This window comes from Cronobacter turicensis, assembly GCF_041222865.1.
Lineage (GTDB): Bacteria > Pseudomonadota > Gammaproteobacteria > Enterobacterales > Enterobacteriaceae > Cronobacter > Cronobacter turicensis.
The window spans coordinates 3,426,048-3,451,504 of record NZ_CP165997.1; the positions used below are offsets into that span (position 1 = coordinate 3,426,048).

A 25,457-nucleotide genomic window follows, 5' to 3' on the forward strand; every position below is an offset into this window, starting at 1 on the left:
CTTTATGACCGAGCAACGACTGCTGACGCCCGACGAATTCGACGCGGCGCTGCGCGCGAAAGGCGCGTTCTATCACATTCACCACCCTTATCACATCGCCATGCATAACGGCGAGGCGACCCGCGAGCAGATCCAGGGCTGGGTGGCGAACCGGTTCTATTACCAGACCAGCATTCCCATCAAGGACGCCGCCATTATGGCGAACTGTCCGCACCCGGAAGTGCGCCGCCAGTGGGTGCAGCGCATTCTCGACCACGACGGCTATGACGGCAGCGAAGGCGGCATTGAAGCCTGGCTGCGTCTTGGCGAGGCGGTCGGGCTGTCGCGCGAGTCGCTGCTCTCTGAAGAGCGCGTACTGCCGGGCGTGCGCTTCGCGGTGGACGCCTATGTAAACTTCGCCCGCCGCGCCTGCTGGGAAGAGGCCGCGTGCAGTTCGCTGACCGAGCTGTTCGCCCCGCAGATCCACCAGGCGCGTCTCGACAGCTGGCCGCAGCACTACACCTGGATTGAAGCGGAAGGCTATGACTACTTCCGCAGCCGCTTAAGCCAGGCGCGCCGCGACGTGGAGCACGGGCTTTCGCTCGCGCTGGAGTACTGCAACACGATGGAGCGCCAGCAGCGAATGCTGGAGATTTTGCAGTTTAAGCTCGACATCCTCTGGAGCATGCTCGACGCCATGACCATGGCTTACGCACTGGACAGAGCGCCTTATCACACCGTCACCCGCGAGGCGGTGTGGCACAAACGGAGACTGGTCTGATGCAGCCTGAACGCCATCATATTCCGCAATTTCGCCGCGGTTACCGCCTGCAATGGGAAGAGGCGCAGAACACGCATGTGATCCTCTACCCGGAAGGCATGGCGAAACTGAACGAGAGCGCCGCCGCCATTCTGCAACTGGTGGACGGCCAGCAGACCGCGGGCGCGATGATCGACACGCTGGAAGCGCGCTTCCCCGAAGCCGCCCCGCTGACCGACGACGTGCTGGGTTTTCTGGGCCTCGCGTATCAACAAAAGTGGGTGATCTTCCGTGAGTGACGCGAAACCGGTGAAGCCGCCGCTGTGGCTGCTGGCGGAGCTGACCTACCGCTGCCCGCTGCAGTGCCCGTATTGCTCAAACCCGCTCGATTTCGCCGCGCAGGAGAATGAGCTGACGACGGCGCAGTGGATTGACGTCTTTCGCCAGGCGCGCGCCATGGGCGCGGTGCAGCTCGGGTTTTCCGGCGGCGAGCCGCTGGTGCGTAAAGATCTGCCGGAGCTTATCGCCGCCGCGCGCGGCATGGGTTTTTACACCAATCTGATCACGTCCGGCATCGGGCTTACCGAGAAAAAACTCCAGACTTTCGCCGACGCCGGGCTGGATCATATTCAGATAAGCTTCCAGGCGAGCGACGAGACGCTGAACGCGGCGCTGGCGGGCAACGAGAAAGCGTTCCACCAGAAGCTCGCGATGGCGAAAGCGGTAAAAGCGCTTGGTTACCCGATGGTGCTGAACTTCGTGCTGCACCGCCACAACATCGACCAGATCGACCGCATTATCGAGCTGGCCATTCAGCTTGATGCGGACGACGTGGAGCTCGCTACTTGTCAGTTTTACGGCTGGGCGCACCTGAACCGCGAAGGGCTGCTGCCGACCCGCGAGCAGATCGCGCGCGCTGAAGAAGTGGTGAAACACTACCGCGAGAAAATGGCCGACACCGGCAATCTCGCCAATCTGCTGTTTGTGACGCCGGATTATTACGAAGAGCGCCCGAAAGGCTGCATGGGCGGCTGGGGCGCGATATTCCTCTCCGTCACGCCGGAGGGCACCGCGCTGCCGTGCCACAGCGCGCGCCAGTTGCCGGTGAAATTCCCGTCGGTGCTGGAGCAGTCGCTGTCGCATATCTGGTATGAATCGTTCGGGTTTAACCGCTACCGCGGCAATGACTGGATGCCGGAGCCGTGCCGCTCCTGCCCGGAAAAAGAGCAGGATTTCGGCGGCTGCCGCTGCCAGGCATTTATGCTGACCGGCGATGCGGCCAACGCCGATCCGGTATGCAGTAAATCGCCGCATCACGGCACGATCCTCGCCGCGCGCGAGGCGGCCAACCGCACGCAGATGGGCATTGGCGATCTGCGGTTTCGCAACCGCGCCAACTCACAACTCATTTTCAAAACGCCGCAATGATCCAAACGCGCAGGCTTGAAAGCGGTATCACGATCACGCTTATCCACCAGCCGCAGGCCACACAGGCCGCGGCGCTGTGGCGCGTGAACGCGGGCAGCCTGCACGAGCCGGATCCGTGGCCGGGGCTCGCGCATCTGCTGGAGCATATGCTGTTTCGCGAAAGCGAAGGCTACCGGGATGACGAGCGCCTGATGCGCTGGGTGCCGGACCAGGGCGGTCGGCTTAACGCCTCCACCCGGCTGTGCCAGACCGCGTTTTTCTTTGAAGTCCCTGCGCAGGCGCTCGCGCCTGGGCTTTCGCGCCTGACTGATATGCTGGCCGCGCCCCGCTTTACGCCAGCGGCGCTGATGCAGGAGGCGCAGGTGATCGACGCCGAGTACCGGCTGCTGGCCCATGACGCCGCCACCCGGCGCGAGGCGGCGCTGCTGGCGTTAATGGCGGGCGATGCGCGGCTGAGGCGGCTGCGCATCGGTCATCAGGCGGCCTTCGGCGAAGATCCGGCGCGGCTGCGCGCGGCACTGACAGCCTTTCATGAGCGGCACTATCACGCCGGGAACCTGCACCTGTGGCTCTGCGGCCCGCAATCGCTGGAGACGCTGGAGGCGCTGGCCGGCGAGGCCGCCGCGCGTATCCGGCCGGGGGTAACCGCGCCGCTCGCTATAAACGCCCACACAGGCGCATCGGGCGCGCTGGCGCAACCGGGCTTTGCGCAACTGGCGCTGAGCTTTTTGCTGCCCGCCGCCGTGCGACCGGCCCTGCGCCTGCTGGAGCAGTGCCTGCGCAGCGAAGCGCCCGGCGGGCTGATGGCCGCGCTGCGCGCACGCACGCTCGCCGATGACGCCACGCTTGAGGCCGATGCGCTGGATGACGACACGCTCTGGCTGCGGTTTTCCTTCGCGCTCGCCAGTGACGCCGTGAACCCGGCGCACCTGGAGGCGCTGGTGCGCCAGTGGATAGCGGCGCTTGCCGCGCTGCCGGAGGACTCGCTTTCGCCGCTGCTGCGCCTCGCCGGAGAAGACATTAACGCACTCGCGCCGATGGACCATCTGCGCGCCCGCGCGTTCGGCCTGCCGCCGGTCGAGGGCAACGCGCTGCGCCCGCTGCTGGCGGCACTTGAGGTACAACGCCCGACGCGCCTGTGGATTTCTCCTGAAGTACACGGCGCGACGGTAACGACCCAGGGGCTGACGCTCACGACGGGCGATTTCCCGGATGCGCCGGATGACGCACCGCCTGTGACACCCTTTACGCCCGCGCCGCGCTTTCCGCCGCCGCTCGCCGTGGCGCTGCCGGGCGACAGCGCGTCGCTGGCATGGCGGCCGGAAGCGGAGAGCATTACGCTGACGCTTGAGCCCGCGCCGGGCACGCTGGTCAGCGATCGTCGCGGCATGGAGCTGCTCGCGCGCCTGCGTCCGCTGTGCGACCGGGCGCGCCTGAGCGGCGGCGCACTGCGCGTCGGGCCTGTTGAGGGGCGCTGGCGCATCGCGCTTTGCGGCGACGAGGCGCTGATGATGATGCTGGTGACCGAGATGATGACGTATCTGTGGGAGCCGGATGATCGCTACAGCGCCGAAGCCGAAAGGCTGGCGGCGCGCGCGCAGGCGCAGGAAGATCAGGCCATCGCGGTACGCCGGTTGCTGGCGCAGCTTCCCCGCGAGCTGCTGATGGCGACAGGCGGGCCCAGAGCGCAGGCGTGGCAGGCCACGCTCGACGGCGGCGGCCCGCTGCTGCGCGACGCGCTCGCGCGCCGCTTAAGCGATTTCCCCTTCCCGCTCGTCACCCCGAAGCCGCCGCGCCCGCTGCCCGCGCCGCACCGTTTTACCCTGCCTGCGAACGGCGCCGACAGCGCCCTGCTCCTTTTCGTGCCGCTTGTGGCCTCGCAGCGCGAGGCCGTCACTGCGCTCCAGGCGCCGTTTTTCCAGCATATGCGGGTGGAGAAAAATATCGGTTACGTGGCGCAGTGCCAGTGGCACACCTGCGCAGGCTACGAAGGACTGCTGGCGCTGATGCAGTCGCCGAATCTTTCCCCCGATGCGCTGTTGCATGAAACCACCGCGTTTTTTGAACGCCAGGGTGACGCCTGGCGCGCCGTTACACAAAAAGCGTGGGTGGGCAGCGTGGCGGGGGAAGGCGCGGAGCGATAAACGGTAAAAACTGTTATTTATTTAATTTATAAATAAAATGCAATTATCTCCTTCGCAAATTAGGGTTAATAATACTTATCCTTGTCTTACAACATTAAATAGTTTTTCGGCGTAACGTTGGCGGTTATCACTCCCGTAAAAAAGGAAGCGTTATGTCATGGAATAAATATGAAGCGGTCTCTTATGCAGGCCAGCAAAGCCAGAAAAGATGTGCGGAATTTGTTTCGAAGGCCATTCGTGCAGGCGGGGTTGATATTATAAACACCCATTATGCAAAAGATATGGGCGGGAACCTCACTCAAGCTGGGTTTCATCAGGTTTATGGAGAGCCTGTTGCCGGTGATGTAGCTGTAATACAACCTACGCCTCATCATCCATGGGGACACGCTTGTATATATGACGGGAGTGGCGTCTGGTATTCGGATTTTGTCCAGCACACTATGTACCCGGGCCCCGAATACCGATCAGTAAAACCAGCGTATGTTATTTACAGGCACGACTAATATGAAAAAACGCCTCTTTATCGCTTTACTCTGGCCGCTGGTTTCGCAGGCCGCGCCAGACGAGTTGCCCGCGCCCGTGCGGGCCGCCGTGCAGTTTAACCAGTGGTACGTTGCGGCGTTGAGCCAGGGCAAAGCGCCGCTGAGCGACTACGCCGGGCTGAGCCGTTATGTCACGTCCGGCACCCTTCAAAAACTTAAAGCGCAGGCGGCCTTAGATCCGAATGAATATGACGTTCCGGACGTGGATATGTTTATTAAGGCGCAGGGCGTGGGCGATGACTGGCAGCAGATCGCCGCCGTCGCCAGCGATGTCGATGCGGCTTGCGAGCAGATCTATATCGCGTTTGGCGCAAAACAGGATCACATGGTGATTGACTGCATGGTCAAAGAAGGGAATGCCTGGAAAGTGCAGTCGGTGGCGAATGTGGCGTTTTCACGTAATCTCACCCGCCCGTCGCCATGATAAAACCACCTCCGCAGAGGCGGTTGCGCAGGCTTATTTCTTAAGATCCACCTGATAAAAAATATGTTTGCCGAACGGATCGACTTCATATTCGACCGCCAGGAGACGCCGGAGCACACCGCCGGGCGCGAAGGCTATGTATGGTTTAACGGAATGCAGGCGAGCCAGAACAGCGCGACGCTGAACGCCAGCATTCGCGATTTCGACCTCCCTGCCTTTGAGCGCCGTAAACAGCAACTGCATGACGTGGCGGAAAAAATCGCCGCCGCACACCCGACCGCGAAAGTGGAAATCGCCATCAGCGACGTTTACAGCAATATCAGCAACGCGATTGGCGACGATCGCCGCCCGATTGACCTGATTTACCAGGCGCTGGAGGCGCTCGACATTGTGCCAAAAACCATTCCGATGCGCGGCGGCACCGACGGCGCGGCGCTCTCCGCGAAAGGCCTGTTAACGCCGAACTTCTTTACCGGCGCGCATAACTTCCATTCGCCCTTTGAGTTTCTGCCGGTGAAATCGTTTGAGGCGTCGTATAACGTGGCGCTGAAGATCTGTTTGCTGGCGGCAGCGTAATTTCAAATACTTAAGATGATGCAGGCTTGACCCGGTTCACGCCGCGATTGCCTGCTTCATACCCCAAAAACGTGCTGTTTAACGCGTCGATATAAAAACGTACCGGCGTAGAAAAGACAAAATCTATCCACGAGCCGGTTTCTGCCATACCGTCGTCGAGCGTCGACACGATAAAACAGGGCGTTTCATCAAGCTGGCCTTTCGTTACCGCCAGGTTTTTCTCATTCCAGCTTAAGCGATACTGTTTCGCACAGGTTTTTGCGATGCACAGGGCTTCGTATTTACTGATCACTGTTACAGGCCTTCCAGCACTTATCGGGTTACTGACCCGTTTATACTCTGCCGGGCCGCTGTGACTTAGCCGTCACGTTATTTCAATGGGTAATACAGCGCCTGCATGTTCGATTATTCCTGAATGACAGTTAGCCCTTGCCCCGTTGTAAATGTTGATTCGTACTGATGCGCATCTTTCGCGTTGGTAACGGTCGCAATCAGCACCGTGTAAGATTTTCCTGCAACAAAGTGAAACCCTTTAACGGGTAAACACGCTTCGGCGGCAACCCAAATCGGGTTAGCGACGTCATAATGAATAATAGTGCTGGAGGGCTTATCGCTTTCCATGATTTCCATCCAGTCGAGCCTTTCGCCCTGTTGTGCCGGCACGCGGATGCAGATATTTCCACTGACCGCTGTCACGCTGGCCGTATGCCTCGGCGGCAACGTGACACAGCCTGCCAGCATAAAGAACAATGCCGATATACACTGGCCTCTTCGGGTCATGAGCGCTTTCTTCCGTAAATGATTTTTTCTGACCTGCACCACATACAAAGGCCGGGAGACTCCGGCCTTATCAGTTGTAGCCAGTAAATTACTCATAAAGCCAGTGGCCCGCCTTTGCGGATTCAGCAAGCATACGCAGCGTTAATGGCGCTGGCGCAACGCGCTTTACGCGCATTGAGGCGGGAAGCAAAACGTTCGGGATCCAGCCCGGCTCGACCGGCCAGTATTTCAGAAGACTGAAACCTGTTTTATCGACATTAAACCGCGAGAAGTAATCCTCCATAATCTCTTCTCCCGTTTCTACCACCAAGGGATGTTCGCCCGTGGTCAGGCACGTGTCTAAATCCAGCTTCCAGGGTTTTCCTGAAATAAAAGATTTCCCGTTCCATGTTTTTCTGTACCAGTCAAGAACGGCCTGTTCGGTGTTGTTTATGACCATAAACGATCTTCTTTTCTTGCAATTAAGTTAAAACGGGTGGTTGCTTTAAATGCTATAGCTGTTACATCGTAAGCAAGTATGACAATTCCGAGTATAGGAATCCATCTTCCTACAAAAGCGCCAAGATTAGTAACGTAGGAGAATTTTAGTCGTTTAATGCTACCTGTTGTAAGTGTCGGCCAGTTATCGACTTTAAATTTAAGCCATTCACGCAAATGATAGCTTAAATATGACGTGCCCGGTGTAGCACCAAGGGGTTTTGCGCGAGTCGCCTTCATGGGTTGTCCTAATATAACTAGCGCAAGCGTAGCCAGATCATCAACACCGAGCTGCTTGCCAGCTTCATCTAAAAAAACCCAAAAAAGTAACTCACCAGCACTTAATTTTGATAAACCATTAAAAAAATAAGTCCCATTCAGTTGCTCAATAGTATCCATACGTAACTCCTCCAGAAAGGGTCTGGAGATAGTCATTCAATAAAATTATTTTTATTTTGCAAAGCGTGCTTTATCAAAGTCGTATAAATCATGTTATTACAGTCAGGCAGCAGCAATGAGGCATCTGTATTAATTAATCTACATCATCTATTATATTTCCATTTAGTATTTATTAAGAAAATGAGTTGAATGAAAATTAGCGATATGTATTCCTTTATAGCTTTTAACTTTCGCCTGGGCCACATAAACAAAGGCCGGGAGTCCCCGGCCTTTCTGTCAGTTCAGCGACATGACGTGCTGCCCGGCCCAGTCTTTATAGCCTTCCCCGGTGCGCACAAAACAGGGCGCTCTCACAAATTCCACCAGATGATTCACGAGATCAAACAGCAGCCCCGTGAGCGTTTCCGCTATTTCCGGCGGGTGCGCGCGGCTTATCAACGCCATATTCAGCGCTTTACAGTAGCGGCTCAGCATCTGCGCGTCGCTGCCGATGCAGAACGGCACCTCTGAAGGGAGCGAATCGGCCGTCAGTGAGGCAAACAGATGCGCCGGCACCGGTCTGTCGAGCGCGGCGGCGAGGGATTCCAGCATCAGCGCCAGTCTCCCGGCCAGCGCCAGAAACAGCGTCGCGTCCTTACACTCAATCAGCTCGCTGACCGTCTCTTCACACAGCGTGGCGAGCGTGAAGAAATCCATTTCCGCCGTGATCGGCACTTCGCACAGCGTATGCAGGCTCAACATTCTGGAATGCGCCGACGGCGGCATCGGAGTGGCGGGAGCGTTCAGATTGAGATTATGGCCCTCATTTTCAGGGCGTGCGGGTGTGTTACTATTGACGTTAGCCATAGCGTTACTCCGTATAACGTTTGTGGTCAGAGGCCCGGAAGTGTTGGCGCACTTTCGGGTCTCGCTTATTGAGCCGGGGCTCAATGACAAAAATAATACGCTATTTTGTTAGGGCACCCAATAAAAAATGGTGTGTTATTAAAGACGGGATAGTTAATTAAGAAAATGGCTTGAGATGCTATCGCGACATATTAAAGCAGCCTCAAAGTAAATATCCCCCTTGCTATATTTGATTACCAGTAAAATGATGAAAATTCCGAAATCATGGCCCCGACCACTCTAATTATAAATTAATTTTTTTGTACAGGTAATGATTTTTTATGGAGTTCATTTATGTACAGAACTTCCATTACACCCGTCGGGGAGTTGTAAGTATCCCGCATAACCGTGCCATCAACATTAGACATATTCCGGCATACTTAATCTGCCAACGAAGGAGCTCGCCATGCGTAAAGCCTGATTTACTTAGCACCAAATCCTCGTTGTAATTAAGTCGCCGAAGCCGGACGAACAGTTAAGGATGCCTGCTCGGAGGCCGAGCTTTTTGAGGCGAATTACTGAAATTGGGCAAACAAAACGATGTGCTTCTTTTATTAAAAGAACGTTAGGACCATCATTGATGTATAGAAACATCTAATGCCCATAAAAAATGCCAGTTTTATTCACTTTCATAAAGGGTTAGAAGACATCATTTATCTGATTCTTCTCCTGTTCCTCCGAAAGATAGCGTGGCTTCCATTCAAGACCTTCCCAGCCACAAACTAAAAAGGAAATTGAAAATCGCTCATCATAGTTTCCGATTGAGTTAGTCCCAACATCAACCTTAACCACCAGACCAAGAGACTGAAGATAACCAATTGCTATAATTACCTCTTGATAATTTATTGATAGTCTTGTCTTAATTTTTTTTAATGTTACAAAGGAATGCGAAAATCCACGGGAACGGACCATAAGTAGGTACAAAAATAATCTCAGCGCATTAAGTTCGTGTACGCTCCTATTAGTCATAGCCTCAAAGGCTGTGATTCTGTTTTTTTCATCAACAACGCCTTTAAACGGTAACTTACACCAGTGACCATTAGTAGAGCTAAATCTGGCAACCCTTCGAACACCATCATTGCGCTCACAATTCAGCAAAATATACTTCTTCTTTCGGTCGCCAGAAACCTCAATAGCTCCAGTGGCTTTCAGGAAACGCAATCCATCGCTAACCAATTTTCTGCTCAATGAACAAATTTGTGAAATTTGATCATAGGTGAGGTTAGCGCTATAAATACCATTTTCATCAATCTCAGATTTTAGGCAAATCAGCATAAAAATTTTCAATGCCGATATACCTTGAGATACTTGGTTTTTTTTAAAATTTTTTAAGAGACCACAATCTCTCATGATATAGTAAGGCATTGGTTTCCATAGAAAATTCATATCACTTACCTACAACAAAAGAGTAGACAAAAAGCAGGATGGCTATTGAGAGAGCCAATTTAGTGAGATCGTCAGAAATCGATGCTAACCTTTCAAGTATTTTTATCATATTTTCCAATGACATATACATACCTCGTATCGAAATATTATCGCGTTTTTTGAAGTATGCACCTTTACTTAAAAGACTTTAAGTCTTTTAAGTAACATCTTTCTAGAAGAAGATGGGTAATAAAATCTAAATATATCAATAAGATACATGTTATTTATAGTTCACGAAGGTACTATTATGGTTCATAAAAGTACTATTTTTATGAAATGATTATGATTGAAGAGTCCCTGACGGGATGCGTTGCATCGTATCCTAAGGTAGTGGCAAATCCTTCATGTGGCAGCGCCGTAATGACCTGCCCCTGTTTAGATACAACGATTGAGCGCCTATTCTGTGATGCGCTCTGATAAATATGCATCAGCCGCAGCATACTGAGTCTTATAGCTGCAGATCGACAGCTACAGACCTGCAGCTTACAGGCACGACGTTGCGACAGACCTTTCGCCTCGCACATGATTTCTACAGCTTTTCGCTTCTGGTCTGTCGTCAGAACTTTCAGCCCACAGCCACCTGAAGTGCCTCAGCATGGCTTCAGTGAGTACTTTCCTGAGGCGGGCGTCTCCTATTAAGGGGCTTGAGCCACTTGGCTTCGGGGACTTCCATGCCGTCAAACTTCTTCCGGCAGAATTCCCGAGTCGTAACCCCGGCTTCGGCTTCGGCTTCGGCTTCGGCTTCGGCTTCGGCTTCGGCTTCGGCTTCGGCTTCGGCTTCGGCTTCGGCTTCGGCTTCGCAGAGGATACTGATGGCCTGTTTGTCGAAAAATCGCTTCTTTATGGGGATGTCCTCATGTGCCTTATGAAGACATTACTAACATCGCGGTGTATTAATTAACGGGGAGTTGGCCATGATTAATTATAAAATAATTATTTATTTTCATTCGCAGCATTAAGCAAATCGATAAATATTTTTGCAAAAAAAGGCGATTGAAAAATATCAATCTTAAATATTTTCTGATGACTTCCTGAAGTCAACTGCGATTTTAATCTCATTCTCATTACATCATGATAATCTTTACCAGCAGAGAAAATAAAGAATATCGCAAACCCTTCTACAATAAAGTACCATGCCACGCCATCAAGTTCATCCATTTTCCTAAACGCAAAGTTACTAAGAATAGCTTTAATAACACAATCAGGAATTTTATTCGTGGTGTCAATCAATCTAAAAACACAAATTCGAATGAAATTATCCACCTTCAAGTGACTTAATTTATTTATACGCACTTGCTTGTTTTTAATACAATGCCTCATCAAGTCATCCAACTCAGGAACACCATTAACGGTTGAATAATGAACGCTTTTAGAGATGGATGCTCGCCATAGTATGCTCAATAAGAATAGATAGAATCGCTTATAATCAAATGAGTTGATGATTATATGGTCAGAATTTTTACGAATATTATGATGATTTCTCAATAACCTTGTTCCATACGATTCATACTCATTGCTGATAAACTGCTCACATTCGAAACATAGTAGCGGCTCTTTAGGGTCTACATTTTCTCGTTTCGGTTTGCTTCCTTTCTGAAATATAATCAATTGTGAGTCACTTTTCTTCAAACGCTTGAAATAACTTCTCGGAATGCTATGAGATTCCATTAAATCTTTCTCTTCAAGGCATAGTTTACAGATACCCTTCATAACTCCTCTCAAAATTAAGTTTATTAACAAAATTCACTTTTCGAATGCTAAAAACTTTTTGATTTTACGAAGCAGCGTTATTTTCTCTTCCTTATAAAGATCGCTTATGTTCGAATCTAAAATGCCAAGGCAATCAGTAATCTTGTTCATGACTTCGTTGTGGATTTCTTTTAATCCTTTACCGTATCCTACACAGGTTGCCCATGAATTATGAAAGCTCGCTTTGTGTACGTCTGATTGTGTTTCGAGATATACAGTTTGTTGTCGTTTTAACTCCACAATAAGAACATTATTCATTTGATAAGAATCAACCAAACTCCTTGCGCTCGCATAAAATCCCACAACAGCTTTCAAAGTTTTCTCATCCACTGATGCCAATTCAGTTGCATTACTTTCGTAAAATGAGAAGTTATTTTGTGTTATCGGAAATAAGTGATCGAAGGGAACAGTGCAGTCGTAAGACTCGATAGTTTTTACCATTCGTTTACTATATACATCATTTAAAGATGTTATCTCAGCCTTGATCCCAATCAGTACATTTAGCTTACTAAGTTTAGCTTGCTCATCGCTTTCTCTTTGCTGTCGTCTACCTTCGATCATTGTTCCCCATAGTGTGAATAAACCACCTATGACAGCACCAACCAAGCCAGATATCAGTTCAGTGTCCATAAACTCTCCATGGTCTTATCCAACATATTCTAACTCAACATTTCACCTCATAGAAGATTCCATTCACTTGGGTATAAAGTGCGAAACACTACAGCTCGTCGCTTTCAAGACTCTCAAAACAAAGCGTTAGCCGCTCGCGCTATTTTGACCTCTGCTTCTTCCTGCTGCTTCCTAGCAAGCCAGGCTTTTCCCTCCGGTGTAGCCAGGAATTTACGAGCGTCTATCTGTCGGTTATTGCGCTTCGTAGCTGCTTTTTGGTTAGCTTTTGACATGATATCCCCTCCGCTGAATCTGCCAGCGCTCAACGTACAGCAGAGAGACATTACGAGGAAAGTTACAATGGTGCAGATAATAAATGACCATTACGTGCCGTGTTGGGAACATAAGAAAAGGCGGCGCGTAGCGCTTCCGCAGGGTGTAATCCCTTCGCAGGGAGGATAAAGCCTTAGCACGTTCTCTTATCAGGTGATCGTTATACTCCGGTGATCGAAAACGTGGCAGAGCCGGATTCTTTCCCGATCCGGTTAGTCTTCCCAACATTACGCCTGTTTATTCTCTGCAACTTCATCTCGACGTGTAAGCGCCGCACGAAGCGCGGAACGTATCGCTAAGGGTTCAAGTGATGTGTTTAGAGAGTCCGGCAACTCTTCCAGCTTCAAGGGATGTCAAAATTTCTAATGCTGTTCGGGCTTGAGCCTGGTAACTACCCGCCAGTGCGTTGTACAATCCTTGAGCCGATACAACGCAAAGGCGTTTACCAAGTGTTATCAAGGATGATAATGAAAGATACAATCCTTTAGATTTTTGACGCTAAGTGATTGATTTTCTTAGATGGTGCCGATAATAGGAGTCGAACCTACGACCTTCGCATTACGAATGCGCTGCTCTACCAACTGAGCTATATCGGCCCTGAGAAAGGGTGTGCGTGAGCACGGGGTAAAAGGTTATGTAAAAGCGGGTGATACGTCAATGCCCTTGCGAATCAAGCGGCGATTTTTGCATCACCCGGCCCTCAGTTAAGCACGAATCGTATCGTCGCCGTAGCCGATCCACTTGTAGGTGGTCAGCGCTTCGAGGCCCATCGGGCCGCGGGCGTGAAGCTTCTGCGTGCTGACGGCCACTTCGGCGCCAAGACCAAACTGCCCGCCGTCGGTAAAGCGCGTCGAGGCGTTCACGTACACCGCGGACGAATCCACTTCATTCACGAAACGGTCGGCGTGGCGCAGCGTGCGGGTGAGAATGGCGTCCGAATGCTGGGTGCCGTGCTCGCGAATATGCGCGATGGCCTCGTCGATGCCTGCCACCAGCTTCACGTTAAGATCGAGCGACAGCCATTCGTCGTCGAACGCTTCCGGCTGCACCGCCACAGCAGTCGCCGGGCCGCCGGAAAGCAGCGCCAGCGCGCGCGCATCGGCGTGCAGCGTCACGCCACGTTCATGCATCGCGCGGCTCAGTTCCGGCAGGAAACGTTCTGCAATGGCCTCATGCACCAGCAGCGTCTCCACCGTGTTACAGGTGCTCGGGCGCTGGGTTTTGGCATTGGTGATAATGTTGAGCGCGGGCGCGAATTCCGCCGTTTCATCAACGAAAATATGGCACACGCCGATGCCGCCGGTAATAACCGGAATGGTCGACTGTTCGCGGCAGAGCTTATGCAGCCCTGCCCCGCCGCGCGGGATCAGCATGTCGATGTATTTGTCCATGCGCAGCATTTCACTGACCAGCGCACGGTCCGGGCTTTCGATGGCCTGAACGGCCGCGGCGGGCAGGCCGCACTCTTCCAGCGCTTTCTGGATAACTTTGACGGTCGCCGCGTTGGTGCGCCAGGTTTCTTTGCCGCCTCTGAGAATCGCCGCGTTGCCGGTTTTCAGGCACAGCGAGGCGACATCCACCGTCACGTTCGGGCGCGCTTCATAAATCACGCCGACCACGCCGAGCGGCACGCGGCGACGCTCGATGCGCAGGCCGCTTTCCAGCAGGCCGCCGTCCATCACCTGCCCTACCGGATCGGCGAGATGACACACCTGGCGCACGTCGTTCGCAATGGCGTGTAAACGCGGCGGGTTGAGCGCCAGACGATCTAACAGCGCCTCGCTCAGCCCGCTGCGGCGCGCCTCCAGCAGATCCTGCTCGTTGGCGAGTAAAATCTCTTCGGCGTTCGCTTCTAAATAGTCGGCGATTTTCTCCAGCACGCGATTTTTCTCGCGCGAGGAGAGCAGCGCCATCTGATATGAGGCGGCTTTAGCCGCCTGGCCCATCTGCTCCAGCATGGCAGGCTCCTTATTGGGTGATCATGTCGTCGCGGTGAACCGCTACCGGGCCATATTCATAGCCGAGAATGGCGTCAATCTGCTGCGAGTGGTGTCCGGCGATGCGGCGCAGCGCGTCGCTGTTATAGCGGGAGACGCCGTGGGCGATGTCGCGCCCTTCCAGATTACGGATGCGAATCACTTCGCCGCGCGAAAAGTTTCCGGTCACGCTTTTAATGCCTTTCGGCAGTAGCGAACTGCCGCGCTCCAGAATGGCCGACTGCGCGCCCTCGTCGACGGTGATTTCGCCGGCGGGCGGCGCGCCGAAGATCCAGCGCTTGCGGTTCTCCAGCGGCGTCTGCTGCGGGTGGAAGCGCGTGCCGACCGGCAGCCCTTCGATAACATCGTTAATCACGCCCGGCTTGCTGCCCGCCGCAATCACGGTTTCGATACCCGCGCGGCCCGCGACGTCCGCGGCCTGAAGCTTGGTGCCCATGCCGCCGGTGCCAAGACCGGAGACGCTGTCGCCCGCAATCGCGCGCAGCGTGTCGTCGATGCCGTAAACATCCTGAATCAGCTCAGCCTGCGGGTTGTTGCGCGGATCGGCGGTGAAGAGGCCCTGCTGGTCGGTCAGCAGCAGCAGTTTATCGGCGCCCGCCAGAATTGCCGCCAGCGCCGAAAGGTTATCGTTATCGCCGACTTTGATTTCCGCCGTGGCGACCGCGTCGTTTTCGTTAATCACCGGCACGATGCGGTTATCCAGCAGCGCGGTGAGCGTGTCGCGGGCGTTCAGAAAGCGCTCGCGATCTTCCATATCCGCGCGAGTCAGCAGCATCTGCCCCACGTGGATGCCGTAAATTGAAAAAAGCTGTTCCCAGAGCTGGATCAGACGGCTCTGCCCGACGGCCGCCAGCAACTGCTTGGAGGCGATGGTCGCCGGCAGTTCCGGGTAGCCCAGGTGCTCGCGCCCGGCGGCAATCGCCCCGGACGTGACGATGACAATGCGATGCCCGGCGGCGTGCTGCTGCGCGCACTGGCGCACCAGTTCGACAATATGGGCGCGATTCAGGCGGCGGGAGCCGCCGGTCAGGACGCTGGTCCCCAGTTTCACCACCAGGGTCTGGCTGTTACTCATGATGTTTTGCCGTATCAACGAAATTGGAAAAATTAAACCCAAAACGACGTTGTAACAGGAGAGCGCGCCCTTGCCAACTCCTGGCCGGAAAAACCGCACGCCGCGCTGGCGAACCGGCAAGGATAGCGGCGCTGTTTGATGTTTTTATTACAGTTTACGAAAAATATATCTTTTTAAAATTTATCTTACTTTGTCATATTTTTTTCATATCCGACCGTTAAAACCCATCTTGTTTTTTCACAGGTCTTTGACCCGCGAATTTTAGCGCGTAAATAATGATTGGGATTAATGATGAAAAAGAGCACTCTGGCATTAGTGGTGATGGGTATTGTTGCGTCTTCTGCTGTTCAGGCCGCAGAGGTGTTTAATAAAGACGGAAATAAAGTCAATATTTATGGTCGCGTAAAAGCCATGCATTATATGAGCGACGACGCGAGCAACGACGGCGATAAAACTTACGCGCGTCTGGGCTTCAAAGGCGAAACGCAGGTCAACAGCGACCTGACCGGTTACGGCCAGTGGGAATATGAGATCGCCGGCAACCGCGCCGAAAACGACGGCTCCCAGAAAACGCGTCTGGCATTCGCGGGTCTGAAAGTGAAAGATTTTGGCTCGCTGGATTACGGCCGCAACCTGGGCGCCCTGTATGACGTGGAAGCCTGGACCGATATGTTCCCGGAATTCGGCGGCGACTCCTCCGCGAAAACCGATAACTTCATGACCAAACGTACCTCTGGCGTCGCGACCTACCGTAACAGCGATTTCTTCGGCGCTGTCGACGGCCTGAACATGACCCTGCAATACCAGGGCAAAAACGAGCGCTCTGATTACTCCACCGCGAACGGCGACGGCTTCGGCACCTCGCTGACCTATGACTTCGGCGGCAGCGATTTCGTCCTGGGCGGCGCTTACACTACCTCTGACCGTACCAACGTGCAGGAGCTGAAAGCCCTGGGCGGCGGCGAGCGCGCAGACGCCTGGGCCGCTGGCGCGAAGTATGACGCCAATAACCTGTACCTGGCGGTGATGTATTCTGAAACCCGCAACATGACCCCGATTAAAGGCGCTGTCGCCGCCGATCAGGGCTTTGCTAACAAAACCCAGAACTTCGAAGCCGTGGTCCAGTACCAGTTCGACTTCGGTCTGCGTCCGTCTCTCGGCTACGTGATGCAGAAAGGCAAAGATATCGAAAACGGTATCGGCGACCAGGATCTGGTGAATTATGTTGACGTGGGCGCGACCTACTACTTCAACAAAAATATGTCCGCGTTTGTGGATTACAAAATTAACCAGATTGATGAAGACGACGTGACGCGTCGCCTGAAAATTTCTACCGACGACATTGTTGCTGTCGGCCTGAACTATCAGTTCTGATTAATCTCAGGCGCGGAAATACGCCGCGCCTGAATAAAAACTGTGGCTACGAAAAAAATAACCCCGCGTCGGCGGGGTTATTTTTTATGCGTTATTTAAGTATTAACTGAAATGCGGCTTATGCAGAAAGCTTCAGATCTTCTGTTACCGGCTCCAGTTTTAAATCCATCGAGGCGAGCAGCGCGCGCAGTCTTTCGTGAAAACCGCGTAGCGTCTGCGCCAGCTTTTCTTTGACCTCGTCCTCTTTGATAGGGACCGCTGTCCAGTCGCCCTCTTTATCAAACAGGCCGAACTGCCAGGTGTAGGTGAAATGGTCTTCGTGCGCTTCCAGCTCCATCCACCAGCCCCAGAATTCACGCTTCTCCGGCGCTGGTTTGACGTTGACGCAAACAGCCAGGCAATCAAAGAAGAAGCGGTTGCCTTCACACTGCTCTTCCCGAATATACGGGCCAAGGGCAGTGAATTTCTTAATCATCCTGCTTTTCGGGTGTCCACTCGGTAACGTCATTGCGATCTCCTTTTGTGAAGCCATTGTTTTACCAAACCAATGGAAATTAGCAAATCATTAACGCAATTTATGGTTTACCCACCCGGAAATCTGATGCAGCGCCTTATCAAAGTTGCTGTATACCGGCGAAGTGGGGATCTCCAGGAGTTTACCGTCCACAGATGACGACACGATTAAACGCGACTCATCCTCCGGGCTGAAAATGTCGTTTTTCCAGTAGCCTGCGAGCATGGGCGTCGGGCAGCGGCGGCCGAGCAGCCCCTGCGTTTTCAGCGAATAGCGGTTGAGCTCGATACGCAGCGCGTTATCCGAGGCGTCATACATGCCAAGGCGGCTCGCCAGCACATCCATATACATCTCCGGCACCTGATTCTGACGCGCCGGATCGCTGAAGAGCTGATGCACTATCGGGCCGATGCACGCCACCGCCTTCAGACGCGGCGCCTCCAGATAAGCAAGCCGCACCGCCACGTTCGCCCCGAAGCGGAAACCCAACGCCGCCACGCGGGTATGATCGACCCACGGCAGGTTCGGCAGGGCCTGAAGCACGTGCTGATGCAGCAGGCTGGAATCCTGCGTCAGCGTCCATTTGGACGACGCGCCGACCGAGGGCATATCAATCGTGAGCATCGCGATGCCGAGCGGCGCGAAGTAACGCTCAAAAAGATTAAAGTAGTCGCTTTGCAGCGCGTCCAGCCCGCCGCAAATCAGGACGGTCGGGAACGGCCCCTGCCCGCCTTTGGGAAGATGCAGAAAGCCAGTGATGGTCGCGCCACCAGGGATCGGGAATTCCAGCTCGCGCAGTTCGCCGGAGAGCCGCGTGGCGGCTTCCTCATAAGCGCGGTTCGCCAGCACCTGCGCCTGCTCGGCAAGTGTGTCGCCTTTCAGGTGCGGATAGGCGGCTATGCTGTAGAGCGTGGAAGCCATCAGCCAGGCCTTGCCGATGGCCTCTTCGTCGGTTTCCTGTCCGGCGCGCTGCTGCCACGCCATCGCCTGCTTCGACCACTCAAAAATCCAGTTGCCGCCGCGATAGCCGATGACCGTATCGTAATGCGCGGGATCGGTGCGTTCCGCGTCGCTCAGTACGATACGCGACTGTACGTCGAGAATTTCCAGCGGATCGACGCCGCGCCAGACCCACATCAGCCGGTTAATCATGCGATACCACTGCGGCACCGTTTTACCGTCCAGCGTGGACTGAATCACCGGAGGCGGCGCGTGCTGAAGACGACGCACCAGCGTCGAGGTTTCGGGGTATTTAAACCGCGGCTTAAACAGGGTTTCGCTCAGATTGGCCTGCGACATGCTTTCTGCCTCCGTAAAAACAGCACAAAACATGATTGTACTCGCAGGCGGCGGATAAAAACAAAAACGCCCGGCATTGCCGGGCGTAAAGATGCGTAAGGACGGGATTAACGGCCGGACAGCGGCGGTACGAAGACCACGCCCATATCCCACGGCTGCTCGATCCAGGTGTCCTGCGGGATATCGATGACGTAGTCATCCACCAGCGGCTGGCCTGCCGGTTTAGCGAAAATCGTCACGAAGCGGGCTTTCGGGTACATCTCACGAATAGCCACTGCGGTGCCGCCGGTATCCACCAGATCGTCCACCACGATAAAGCCTTCACCATCGCCTTCTGCGCGCTTGATAACTTTCAGTTCGCGCTGGTTGTCATGGTCGTAGCTGGAGATACAGACGGTATCAACGTGACGGATACCCAGTTCGCGCGCCAGCAGTGCGCCAGGCACCAGACCGCCGCGGCTGACGGCGATAATGCCTTTCCACTGATCGGCAGGCAGCAGGCGGCTCGCCAGCTTGCGCGCGTGGATCTGTAACATATCCCAGGTGACAACGTATTTTTCGCTCATGTGAAGTGTCCCGGCCAGTTTAAAAAACGGCTTAAAAAGTGTTCAGGGGGAAAATAGGTTGCGCGAGATTATAGAGATCTGAGCCGCTAAAAACCAGTGCCACGCGGCATGGGCCGTGGTTTTTACTCGCTTTGGTCTGCACGGCATAAAAGAAAGTGGTATTCTCGGGCTATTGCCCAGGCCCGTCTTGCGGCACATCACAACGATAACCCAGAGGCCCGTACGCCGCGCTGCATCGGGCCCAGTCAAGGAGACTTAACGTGTCTGAACTGTCTCAACTCTCCCCTCAACCGCTGTGGGATATTTTCGCGAAAATCTGCTCCATTCCGCATCCTTCCTACCATGAAGAACAACTCGCCGAACACATCATGGGCTGGGCGAAGGAAAAAGGCCTGTTCGCCGAGCGCGATCAGGTGGGCAACATTTTAATTCGCAAACCGGCCACCGCCGGCATGGAAAACCGCAAGCCGGTCGTGCTGCAGGCGCACCTCGATATGGTGCCGCAGAAAAATAACGACACCGTTCATGATTTCACGAAAGACCCTATCCAGCCGTATATCGATGGCGAATGGGTGAAAGCGCGCGGCACCACGCTTGGCGCGGATAACGGCATCGGTATGGCGTCCGCGCTCGCGGTGCTGGCGGATGACAGCGTCGTACACGGCCCGCTGGAAGTGCTGCTGACCATGACCGAAGAAGCCGGGATGGACGGCGCGTTTGGTTTGCAGGCAGGCTGGCTGCAGGCCGATATCCTCATTAATACCGATTCCGAAGAAGAAGGCGAAATCTACATGGGTTGCGCTGGCGGTATCGATTTTATCTCCACGCTGCCGCTCTCCCGCGAAGCTATCCCGGCCGGTTTTGAGACGTTCAAACTGACGCTCAAAGGCCTGAAGGGCGGCCACTCCGGCGGCGATATTCATCTGGGTCTCGGCAACGCCAACAAACTGCTGGCGCGTTTCCTGTGCGGACATGCGCAGGCGCTGGATCTGCGTCTGGTGGATTTCAACGGCGGCACGCTGCGTAACGCCATCCCGCGTGAAGCGTTCGCGACCGTTGCGGTGCCCGCCGCTAACGCAGGCGAGCTGAAAACGCTGGCGAATACCTATCTCGATATCCTGAAAAACGAGCTGTCCGTTAAAGAGAAGAACATTACCGTTGTGCTGGAAGCGGCTACGACCGATAAAACCGCGCTGACCGCGCAGAGCCGCGATGCGTTTATCGCGCTGCTGAACGCGACGCCGAACGGGGTGATTCGCAACTCTGACGTGGCGAAAGGCGTGGTGGAAACCTCCCTGAACGTGGGCGTGGTGACCATGACCGACGAGCAGGCGGAAATCATCTGCCTGATCCGCTCGCTTATCGACAGCGGGAAAGAGTATGTAGTGAGCATGCTGGAATCGCTCGGCGCGCTGGCTGGCGCGAAAACCGCGGCCAAAGGCAGCTACCCTGGCTGGCAGCCGGACGCCAGCTCGCCGGTGATGGCGCTGGTGCGTGAAACCTATCAGCGTCTGTTTAACAAGACGCCGAATATCCAGGTGATCCACGCCGGTCTGGAGTGCGGGCTGTTCAAAAAGCCGTACCCGCAGATGGATATGGTGTCTATCGGGCCGACCATTACCGGGCCGCACTCGCCGGATGAGCAGGTACATATCGAAAGCGTGGGCCACTACTGGACACTGCTGACCGAACTGCTGAAAGCGATCCCGGCGAAATAAACGTTTGATGCAAAAGAAAGGCGGCCCTGGGGCCGCCTTTTTTGTTGTGGTTTTTTTGCCGTGGCGGGAAACGGCGAGTTTGAAAGGTGGGTGTCAACGGCGGGTGCGCTGCGCTTACCCGCTCTACGCTTCCCGACGGTTATCATCATCCAGGGTGGGTAAGCGTGAGCGCACCCACCTTCCAGTCTGGCGCGCCCACCTTTAACACGGCCGCGATCACTTCACCGGCGTAAAACCTTTCCCCGTAAAACACCGCGTGGGATTGCCGCGCGCTATTTGATGATGAAACCACCGCCGCTGCGCTTTTTGACCTGCGCTCTGCGCGTCGCGCTGCTCTTCGAGCTTATGCGCAATCAACAGCGTCGCCAGCCTTTTATTGGCATGCTGGCTGCGCTCTGACTGCACCTTCACGCTAATGCCGCTCGCCACATGCGTGGCGCGTATCGCCGAGTCGGTTTTGTTGACGTGCTGTCCGCCCGGCCCGGACGCGCGCAACGCGTCAAAACGAATGTCGCTTTGCGGCATATCACCCACCGGCGTAAACACCGCCGCGCCGATAAACCAGTTTTTACGGGCATGACGCGGGCGATACGGGCTTTCGCATATCCACTGTAATGTCCCGCACCAGCGCTGCGCGAGCGGTTGCGCATTTTCGCCTTCAAGCGAGACCAGCGCCGAACGCAGCGTACCAGCGCGGGGCCCTGGCTCTTCTTCTATTACCGACAGCGCGACATCCGCCTGCGCCGCCTCTTTGCGCAGCGCCTCCAGCGCCTTACTGACGGCCAGACAACATTCGTCCGGCCCCTGAGCGGAAGAGAGTTGCAATAAGATCATTCGCTTCGCTCCCCGCTGGTTTTTAAGGTCAGCACCGGTTTCAGGCGTGCAAGCGGCTTCACCAGCCCCGCGCCCGTCAGGCACTGCATTACACTCTCTATCGATTTATACGCCTGCGGCGCTTCTTCGTAGATAAGCTGACGGTCGCGACAAATCACCCGGCTGCCAAAGGCCGTGCGGGAGAGCTGCGCCGGACTGAATTTACCGGAAAGACGGCCTTTGCACTCGGTACGCATCCATTTACGGCCCGCGCCGTGCGCCAGCGAATCGAGCGCCTCGCTGCCGCCCGTCGGCTGCACCAGATAGCTGTAATCGCCGCGCGATCCAGGGATAACGACCGGGCCGAGACTGGCGGGCGTCGCACCTTTACGATGCAGCCAGCCCTGCGTGTCGCCTAAGGTGTAAGGCGCAAGCAGGTTATGGTTAACATCAAGCACCGGCTCGCCGGTCTCTTTGATATGCGCCAGCAAACGACGCGCGATGAGCGCACGGTTGGCGACCGCGAAATCGAGCGCCAGCTGATGCTGCGCCAGATACTCGCTGGCCTCCTCGCTGCCCGCGTCCAGCCCGTCGTGGGAGAAGCGCTCAACGTGGGCGCGCAGGATCTGCTGGCCAAAGCCGCGCGAGCCGCTGTGCGCCAACAACAGGAGCTGCGCAGGGCGAATGCCGAGCGCCTCAATCGCGTCGTCGTCATAGACGCTGTCGATTTGCTGCAGCTCCGCAAAGTGATTGCCGCCGCCCACCGAGCCGAGCGACGCCGCATACGGGTGCGCAGCAAGCGACGGCGGCAGCGCCGCTTCCAGCCAGTCGGTCGGGGCGATATCGCTGTAGGTTTGCAGGCGCTTTTCGAGTTTATCGAGGTTGAGCTTGCGGGTTAACAGCGAGGTTTGCCACAGCGCCATGCCGCAGCCGATGTCATTACCCACCAGCGCCGGGTAAAAACGAGTAACGGAGAAAAAGGCCGCGCCGATGGGGTAACCACGCCCCGGATGCAGATCCGGCATGCCGACCACGCGAGTCATTCCCGCAAGCCTGGCGGTGGTTAACAGTTGTTGCGTGGCGGCGCTTTCAATCCAGAGATCGTCCGACGCAAGATATGCGACAGCGTCAGACAAGGGACGAATAAAATTGCCCATATACCAATCCATAATGTGGAAAAAAATAAGGATGTGGCAGACGAAAACCCGGGCAATGAAAAAAGCGGAATTAGTCCTGGGTCAGTCTGCAAAGCGTAATCAGCGTGGTGTAAGTCATGATGTGCCTCCTTTGCAGATGAAGAGAATGGGAAAAACGGCCTGCATCATAACGAGTGCGGTATGCCGGTACAATGAGGGATCGCGGATAACTATTAGTTCAGGTAGGGGTTCGGTGGCGGGTGTCAGCGGCGGGTGCGCTGACGCTTACCCGCCCTACGCTTCCCGACGGTTATCATCACGTAGGGTGGGTAAGCGAAGCGCACCCACCGGGCCCGAGGATAAGCCCCTACAGCCCCAGCACCAGCTGCCGCTCGATTTGCGGGTCGAGCAGCGTCACATGCAGCCCCACCAGCCGCACGCCGCGCCCGCTGCGGCGCTCTTCCCAGGTTTTGCGCGCCGTGGCGAGCAGATCCTCTTTGTTAAGCTTCGGCCAGACGTGCTCCTGCGTGGTGAGCTGGAAATCATTAAATTTCAGCTTCACACCCTGGCGGGCGATGCGCAGATCCGGCTGAACGGCGGCGAGGCGGCGTTCAAGCTCCGGGTAGAGCCGCTCCACGATCGCCTCGCACTCCGCCCATTCATGAATATCTTCCGCCAGGGTACGCTCGACGCCGACCGATTTACGCTGCCTGTCGCTGCTGATCTCCCGGTCGTCTATCCCCTGGCTACGCTCCCACAATACACGCCCGAACTTGCCAAAGCGCTTGAGCAGCGCGGCGAGATCGCTCTTCTGCACATCCTCGCAGGTGCGCAGGCCGAGGCTCTCAAGCTTCGCCGCCGTCACTTTGCCGACGCCTGGGATCTTGCCAAGCGGCAGCGTGCGCAAAAACGCCGGCACCTCTTCAGGCGTGATCACATACTGCCCGTTGGGCTTGTTGAGATCGGAGGCGATCTTGGCGAGGAATTTGATCGGCGCGATACCCGCCGACGCGGTGAGCTGGAGTTCGTCGAAAATCGTCTGGCGGATCTCTTTGGCCATCAGCGTGGCCGAGCCATAACAGTGCGGGCTGTGGGAGACATCCAGATAAGCCTCGTCGAGCGAGAGCGGTTCAATCAGCGAGGTATAGCGCGAGAATATTTCCCGGATATGGGCGGACGCTTCTTTATAAGCCTCAAAACGCCCCGGCAACAGCGTGAGATGCGGGCAGAGCTTGAGCGCCATGCCCGTGGGCATCGCGCTGCGCACGCCATATTTACGCGCCGGGTAGTTGGCGGTACTGATAACGCCGCGCCGTTCGCGGCTGCCTCCAATCGCCAGCGGAATATCGCGCAGGGCTGGATTATCGCGCATCTCTACCGCCGCGAAAAAGCAGTCCATATCGACATGAATGATTTTGCGCATCGCGAAACCCCGCACTGTATGTCCATACAGTCTGGCAAAAAATGGGCGCGGCGGCAACTGTCCGCCACGGGCTGTCACAGAGCTGTGATATCAACATGGCTGCTACTGCGTTGAATCACAGGGATTAAGGAGAAAAGCATGATTCGAGTTTCGCTTGCCGCGCTGCTGTTGAGCACCGCCACGCTGGCCTGCGCCAGCCCGCAATTGATAGCCCACCGGGGCGGCACCGGCGACGCGCCGGAAAATACCCTGCCCGCCATTGCGCTGGCGCTGGAAAACCGCGCCGACGCGATATGGGTAACGGTGCAGCTCAGCAAAGATGGCGTGCCGGTGCTCTACCGTCCGAGCGACTTAAGCGCGCTGACCAACAGCAGCGGCCCGGTTTCCCGTTTCACGGCGCAAGAGCTGGGCGCCGTGGATGCGGGCTGGAAATGGGGCGACAACACACACCCGTGGCGCGGCAAAGGGGCTACGATCCCAACGCTTGAGAGCGTGCTGCAAAAATGGCCGCAGACGCCATTTTACATCGACATTAAATCGCCGGATGCCGCGCCGGGCGTCATGGGGCAACAGCTTCTGGCGGTACTGGAGAAAACGCACAGCCTCGGGCGGGTGCGCGTCTACTCCACCGAAGATAAGTATCTCCAGGCGCTGCCCCCAGCCATTGCGCGCTTCGCCACCCGCAGCGAAACCCGCACCCGGCTCGCGAACGTGTCCCTCGCGCATCAGTGCCCGGTGCCGGGTGCCGATGAACCATCACGCTGGTACGGCCTGGAGCTGAACCGCAAAGTGGAAGTGGTGGAGAAATTCACGCTTGGCGAAGGCGTTTCACCGGCCACGCTGACGTGGGATAAAGAGGCGATGGACTGTTTCCGCTCCCACGGCGACGCGCACATTATTTTGTTTGGCGTGAACTCGCCGCAGGATTACCAGAAAGCCGTGGAGCTGAACGCGGACGGCGTGATGGTTGATTCGCCGGGCCAGTTCAGCGCCCGCGCGCGTTAATCGAATAACGCCGCCGTACTGCGGCGG

The 25,457-nt window shown here is 55.4% G+C and carries 26 protein-coding genes, 1 tRNA gene and 2 pseudogenes; 10 read left to right on the plus strand and 19 right to left on the minus strand.

Annotated features, from left to right (window positions below; genetic code table 11):
• Positions 1–4: 4 nt before the first annotated feature.
• The 7 genes and pseudogenes from pqqC to AB8W27_RS16435 form a co-directional block, all read left to right on the plus strand.
• On the plus strand, positions 5–760 hold the full coding sequence (pqqC, locus tag AB8W27_RS16405; RefSeq protein WP_012815415.1) for a pyrroloquinoline-quinone synthase PqqC: 756 nt from the start codon (positions 5–7) through the stop codon (positions 758–760).
• Complete coding sequence (gene pqqD / locus AB8W27_RS16410) at positions 760–1,038, plus strand: pyrroloquinoline quinone biosynthesis peptide chaperone PqqD (RefSeq protein ID WP_007761719.1); 279 nt, start codon at positions 760–762, stop codon at positions 1,036–1,038. The genes pqqC and pqqD overlap by 1 nt, the downstream gene beginning before the upstream one ends.
• Positions 1,031–2,167, plus strand: a complete 1,137-nt coding sequence (pqqE, locus tag AB8W27_RS16415) for a pyrroloquinoline quinone biosynthesis protein PqqE (RefSeq protein ID WP_012815414.1) — start codon at positions 1,031–1,033, stop codon at positions 2,165–2,167. The genes pqqD and pqqE overlap by 8 nt, the downstream gene beginning before the upstream one ends.
• Positions 2,164–4,311 carry a pyrroloquinoline quinone biosynthesis protein PqqF gene (pqqF, locus tag AB8W27_RS16420; RefSeq protein WP_041923226.1) on the plus strand — a complete coding sequence of 716 codons (2,148 nt, stop codon included), beginning with the start codon at positions 2,164–2,166 and terminating at the stop codon, positions 4,309–4,311. Before pqqE ends, pqqF begins: the two co-directional genes overlap by 4 nt.
• Positions 4,312–4,463: 152 nt before the next feature.
• Positions 4,464–4,814 carry a CHAP domain-containing protein gene (locus tag AB8W27_RS16425; RefSeq protein ID WP_012815412.1) on the plus strand — a complete coding sequence of 117 codons (351 nt, stop codon included), beginning with the start codon at positions 4,464–4,466 and terminating at the stop codon, positions 4,812–4,814.
• Between the two features lies 1 nt (position 4,815).
• Entirely contained in the window at positions 4,816–5,277 is a 462-nt protein-coding gene (locus AB8W27_RS16430) for a DUF3828 domain-containing protein (protein WP_012815411.1), read from the plus strand.
• Between the two features lie 81 nt (positions 5,278–5,358).
• Positions 5,359–5,853 (plus strand): annotated as a pseudogene (locus tag AB8W27_RS16435) (peptidase T); the annotation flags it as partial.
• Positions 5,854–5,863: 10 nt separating this feature from the next.
• Here the strand turns inward: AB8W27_RS16435 and AB8W27_RS16440 are convergent.
• From AB8W27_RS16440 to proB, 13 genes and pseudogenes are all read right to left on the minus strand, one after another.
• Positions 5,864–6,145: a hypothetical protein gene (locus AB8W27_RS16440; RefSeq protein ID WP_012815409.1), complete on the minus strand. Its 282-nt coding sequence runs from the start codon at positions 6,143–6,145 to the stop codon at positions 5,864–5,866.
• A 113-nt stretch (positions 6,146–6,258) separates the two neighbouring features.
• Positions 6,259–6,729 (minus strand): putative T6SS immunity periplasmic lipoprotein, encoded by a 471-nt coding sequence (locus AB8W27_RS16445; protein ID WP_012815408.1) that lies wholly within the window; start codon positions 6,727–6,729, stop codon positions 6,259–6,261.
• Positions 6,722–7,072: a DUF1493 family protein gene (locus AB8W27_RS16450; protein ID WP_012815407.1), complete on the minus strand. Its 351-nt coding sequence runs from the start codon at positions 7,070–7,072 to the stop codon at positions 6,722–6,724. The genes AB8W27_RS16445 and AB8W27_RS16450 overlap by 8 nt, the downstream gene beginning before the upstream one ends.
• Positions 7,063–7,509 (minus strand): STM2901 family protein, encoded by a 447-nt coding sequence (locus tag AB8W27_RS16455; RefSeq protein WP_012815406.1) that lies wholly within the window; start codon positions 7,507–7,509, stop codon positions 7,063–7,065. Before AB8W27_RS16455 ends, AB8W27_RS16450 begins: the two co-directional genes overlap by 10 nt.
• A 276-nt stretch (positions 7,510–7,785) precedes the next feature.
• Positions 7,786–8,355, minus strand: coding sequence for a hypothetical protein (locus tag AB8W27_RS16460; RefSeq protein WP_012815405.1), 570 nt, complete (start codon positions 8,353–8,355; stop codon positions 7,786–7,788).
• Between the two features lie 678 nt (positions 8,356–9,033).
• Positions 9,034–9,759, minus strand: coding sequence for a hypothetical protein (locus AB8W27_RS16465; RefSeq protein ID WP_012815404.1), 726 nt, complete (start codon positions 9,757–9,759; stop codon positions 9,034–9,036).
• A gap of 459 nt (positions 9,760–10,218) precedes the next feature.
• Positions 10,219–10,516: pseudogene (locus tag AB8W27_RS16470) on the minus strand (IS3 family transposase); the annotation flags it as partial.
• Positions 10,517–10,752: 236 nt separating this feature from the next.
• Positions 10,753–11,529 (minus strand): hypothetical protein, encoded by a 777-nt coding sequence (locus AB8W27_RS16475; protein WP_012815402.1) that lies wholly within the window; start codon positions 11,527–11,529, stop codon positions 10,753–10,755.
• Between the two features lie 33 nt (positions 11,530–11,562).
• Positions 11,563–12,198, minus strand: a complete 636-nt coding sequence (locus AB8W27_RS16480) for a hypothetical protein (protein WP_012815401.1) — start codon at positions 12,196–12,198, stop codon at positions 11,563–11,565.
• A gap of 113 nt (positions 12,199–12,311) precedes the next feature.
• Complete coding sequence (locus AB8W27_RS16485; protein ID WP_012815400.1) at positions 12,312–12,470, minus strand: hypothetical protein; 159 nt, start codon at positions 12,468–12,470, stop codon at positions 12,312–12,314.
• 560 nt (positions 12,471–13,030) lie between these two features.
• Positions 13,031–13,106 (minus strand) — tRNA-Thr (locus tag AB8W27_RS16490).
• A 108-nt stretch (positions 13,107–13,214) separates the two neighbouring features.
• Positions 13,215–14,468 carry a glutamate-5-semialdehyde dehydrogenase gene (gene proA / locus AB8W27_RS16495; RefSeq protein ID WP_012815399.1) on the minus strand — a complete coding sequence of 418 codons (1,254 nt, stop codon included), beginning with the start codon at positions 14,466–14,468 and terminating at the stop codon, positions 13,215–13,217.
• Between the two features lie 10 nt (positions 14,469–14,478).
• The gene (gene proB, locus AB8W27_RS16500) at positions 14,479–15,582 is read right to left on the minus strand and encodes a glutamate 5-kinase (protein ID WP_004385346.1); all 1,104 of its coding nucleotides are present in this window, start codon (positions 15,580–15,582) and stop codon (positions 14,479–14,481) included.
• A gap of 291 nt (positions 15,583–15,873) precedes the next feature.
• Between proB and phoE the strand changes: the two genes are divergently transcribed.
• Positions 15,874–16,956 (plus strand): phosphoporin PhoE, encoded by a 1,083-nt coding sequence (gene phoE, locus AB8W27_RS16505; protein ID WP_041924109.1) that lies wholly within the window; start codon positions 15,874–15,876, stop codon positions 16,954–16,956.
• 118 nt (positions 16,957–17,074) lie between these two features.
• Here phoE and crl read toward each other — a convergent pair whose 3' ends face one another.
• The 3 genes from crl to gpt all read right to left on the minus strand — a co-directional run bounded on the left by crl (position 17,075) and on the right by gpt (position 19,335).
• Complete coding sequence (gene crl, locus AB8W27_RS16510; RefSeq protein WP_007761101.1) at positions 17,075–17,464, minus strand: sigma factor-binding protein Crl; 390 nt, start codon at positions 17,462–17,464, stop codon at positions 17,075–17,077.
• A 57-nt stretch (positions 17,465–17,521) separates the two neighbouring features.
• A complete protein-coding gene (gene frsA, locus AB8W27_RS16515) occupies positions 17,522–18,769 on the minus strand; it encodes an esterase FrsA (RefSeq protein ID WP_041923225.1) in 1,248 nt (415 codons plus the stop codon).
• A gap of 107 nt (positions 18,770–18,876) precedes the next feature.
• On the minus strand, positions 18,877–19,335 hold the full coding sequence (gpt, locus tag AB8W27_RS16520) for a xanthine phosphoribosyltransferase (protein WP_007698209.1): 459 nt from the start codon (positions 19,333–19,335) through the stop codon (positions 18,877–18,879).
• A gap of 260 nt (positions 19,336–19,595) precedes the next feature.
• Between gpt and pepD the strand changes: the two genes are divergently transcribed.
• Positions 19,596–21,053, plus strand: coding sequence for a cytosol nonspecific dipeptidase (pepD, locus tag AB8W27_RS16525; RefSeq protein WP_012815394.1), 1,458 nt, complete (start codon positions 19,596–19,598; stop codon positions 21,051–21,053).
• A 216-nt stretch (positions 21,054–21,269) separates the two neighbouring features.
• Here pepD and prfH read toward each other — a convergent pair whose 3' ends face one another.
• The 3 genes from prfH to dinB form a co-directional block, all read right to left on the minus strand.
• Complete coding sequence (prfH, locus tag AB8W27_RS16530) at positions 21,270–21,887, minus strand: peptide chain release factor H (protein WP_041923224.1); 618 nt, start codon at positions 21,885–21,887, stop codon at positions 21,270–21,272.
• The gene (locus AB8W27_RS16535; RefSeq protein ID WP_041923223.1) at positions 21,884–23,023 is read right to left on the minus strand and encodes an RNA ligase RtcB family protein; all 1,140 of its coding nucleotides are present in this window, start codon (positions 23,021–23,023) and stop codon (positions 21,884–21,886) included. The genes prfH and AB8W27_RS16535 overlap by 4 nt, the downstream gene beginning before the upstream one ends.
• A gap of 346 nt (positions 23,024–23,369) precedes the next feature.
• The gene (gene dinB / locus AB8W27_RS16540) at positions 23,370–24,425 is read right to left on the minus strand and encodes a DNA polymerase IV (protein ID WP_007760597.1); all 1,056 of its coding nucleotides are present in this window, start codon (positions 24,423–24,425) and stop codon (positions 23,370–23,372) included.
• A 138-nt stretch (positions 24,426–24,563) separates the two neighbouring features.
• Here dinB and AB8W27_RS16545 point away from each other — a divergent pair, with 138 nt between their 5' ends.
• Positions 24,564–25,430, plus strand: coding sequence for a glycerophosphodiester phosphodiesterase family protein (locus AB8W27_RS16545; RefSeq protein WP_041923222.1), 867 nt, complete (start codon positions 24,564–24,566; stop codon positions 25,428–25,430).
• The last annotated feature ends 27 nt before the right edge of the window (positions 25,431–25,457 follow it).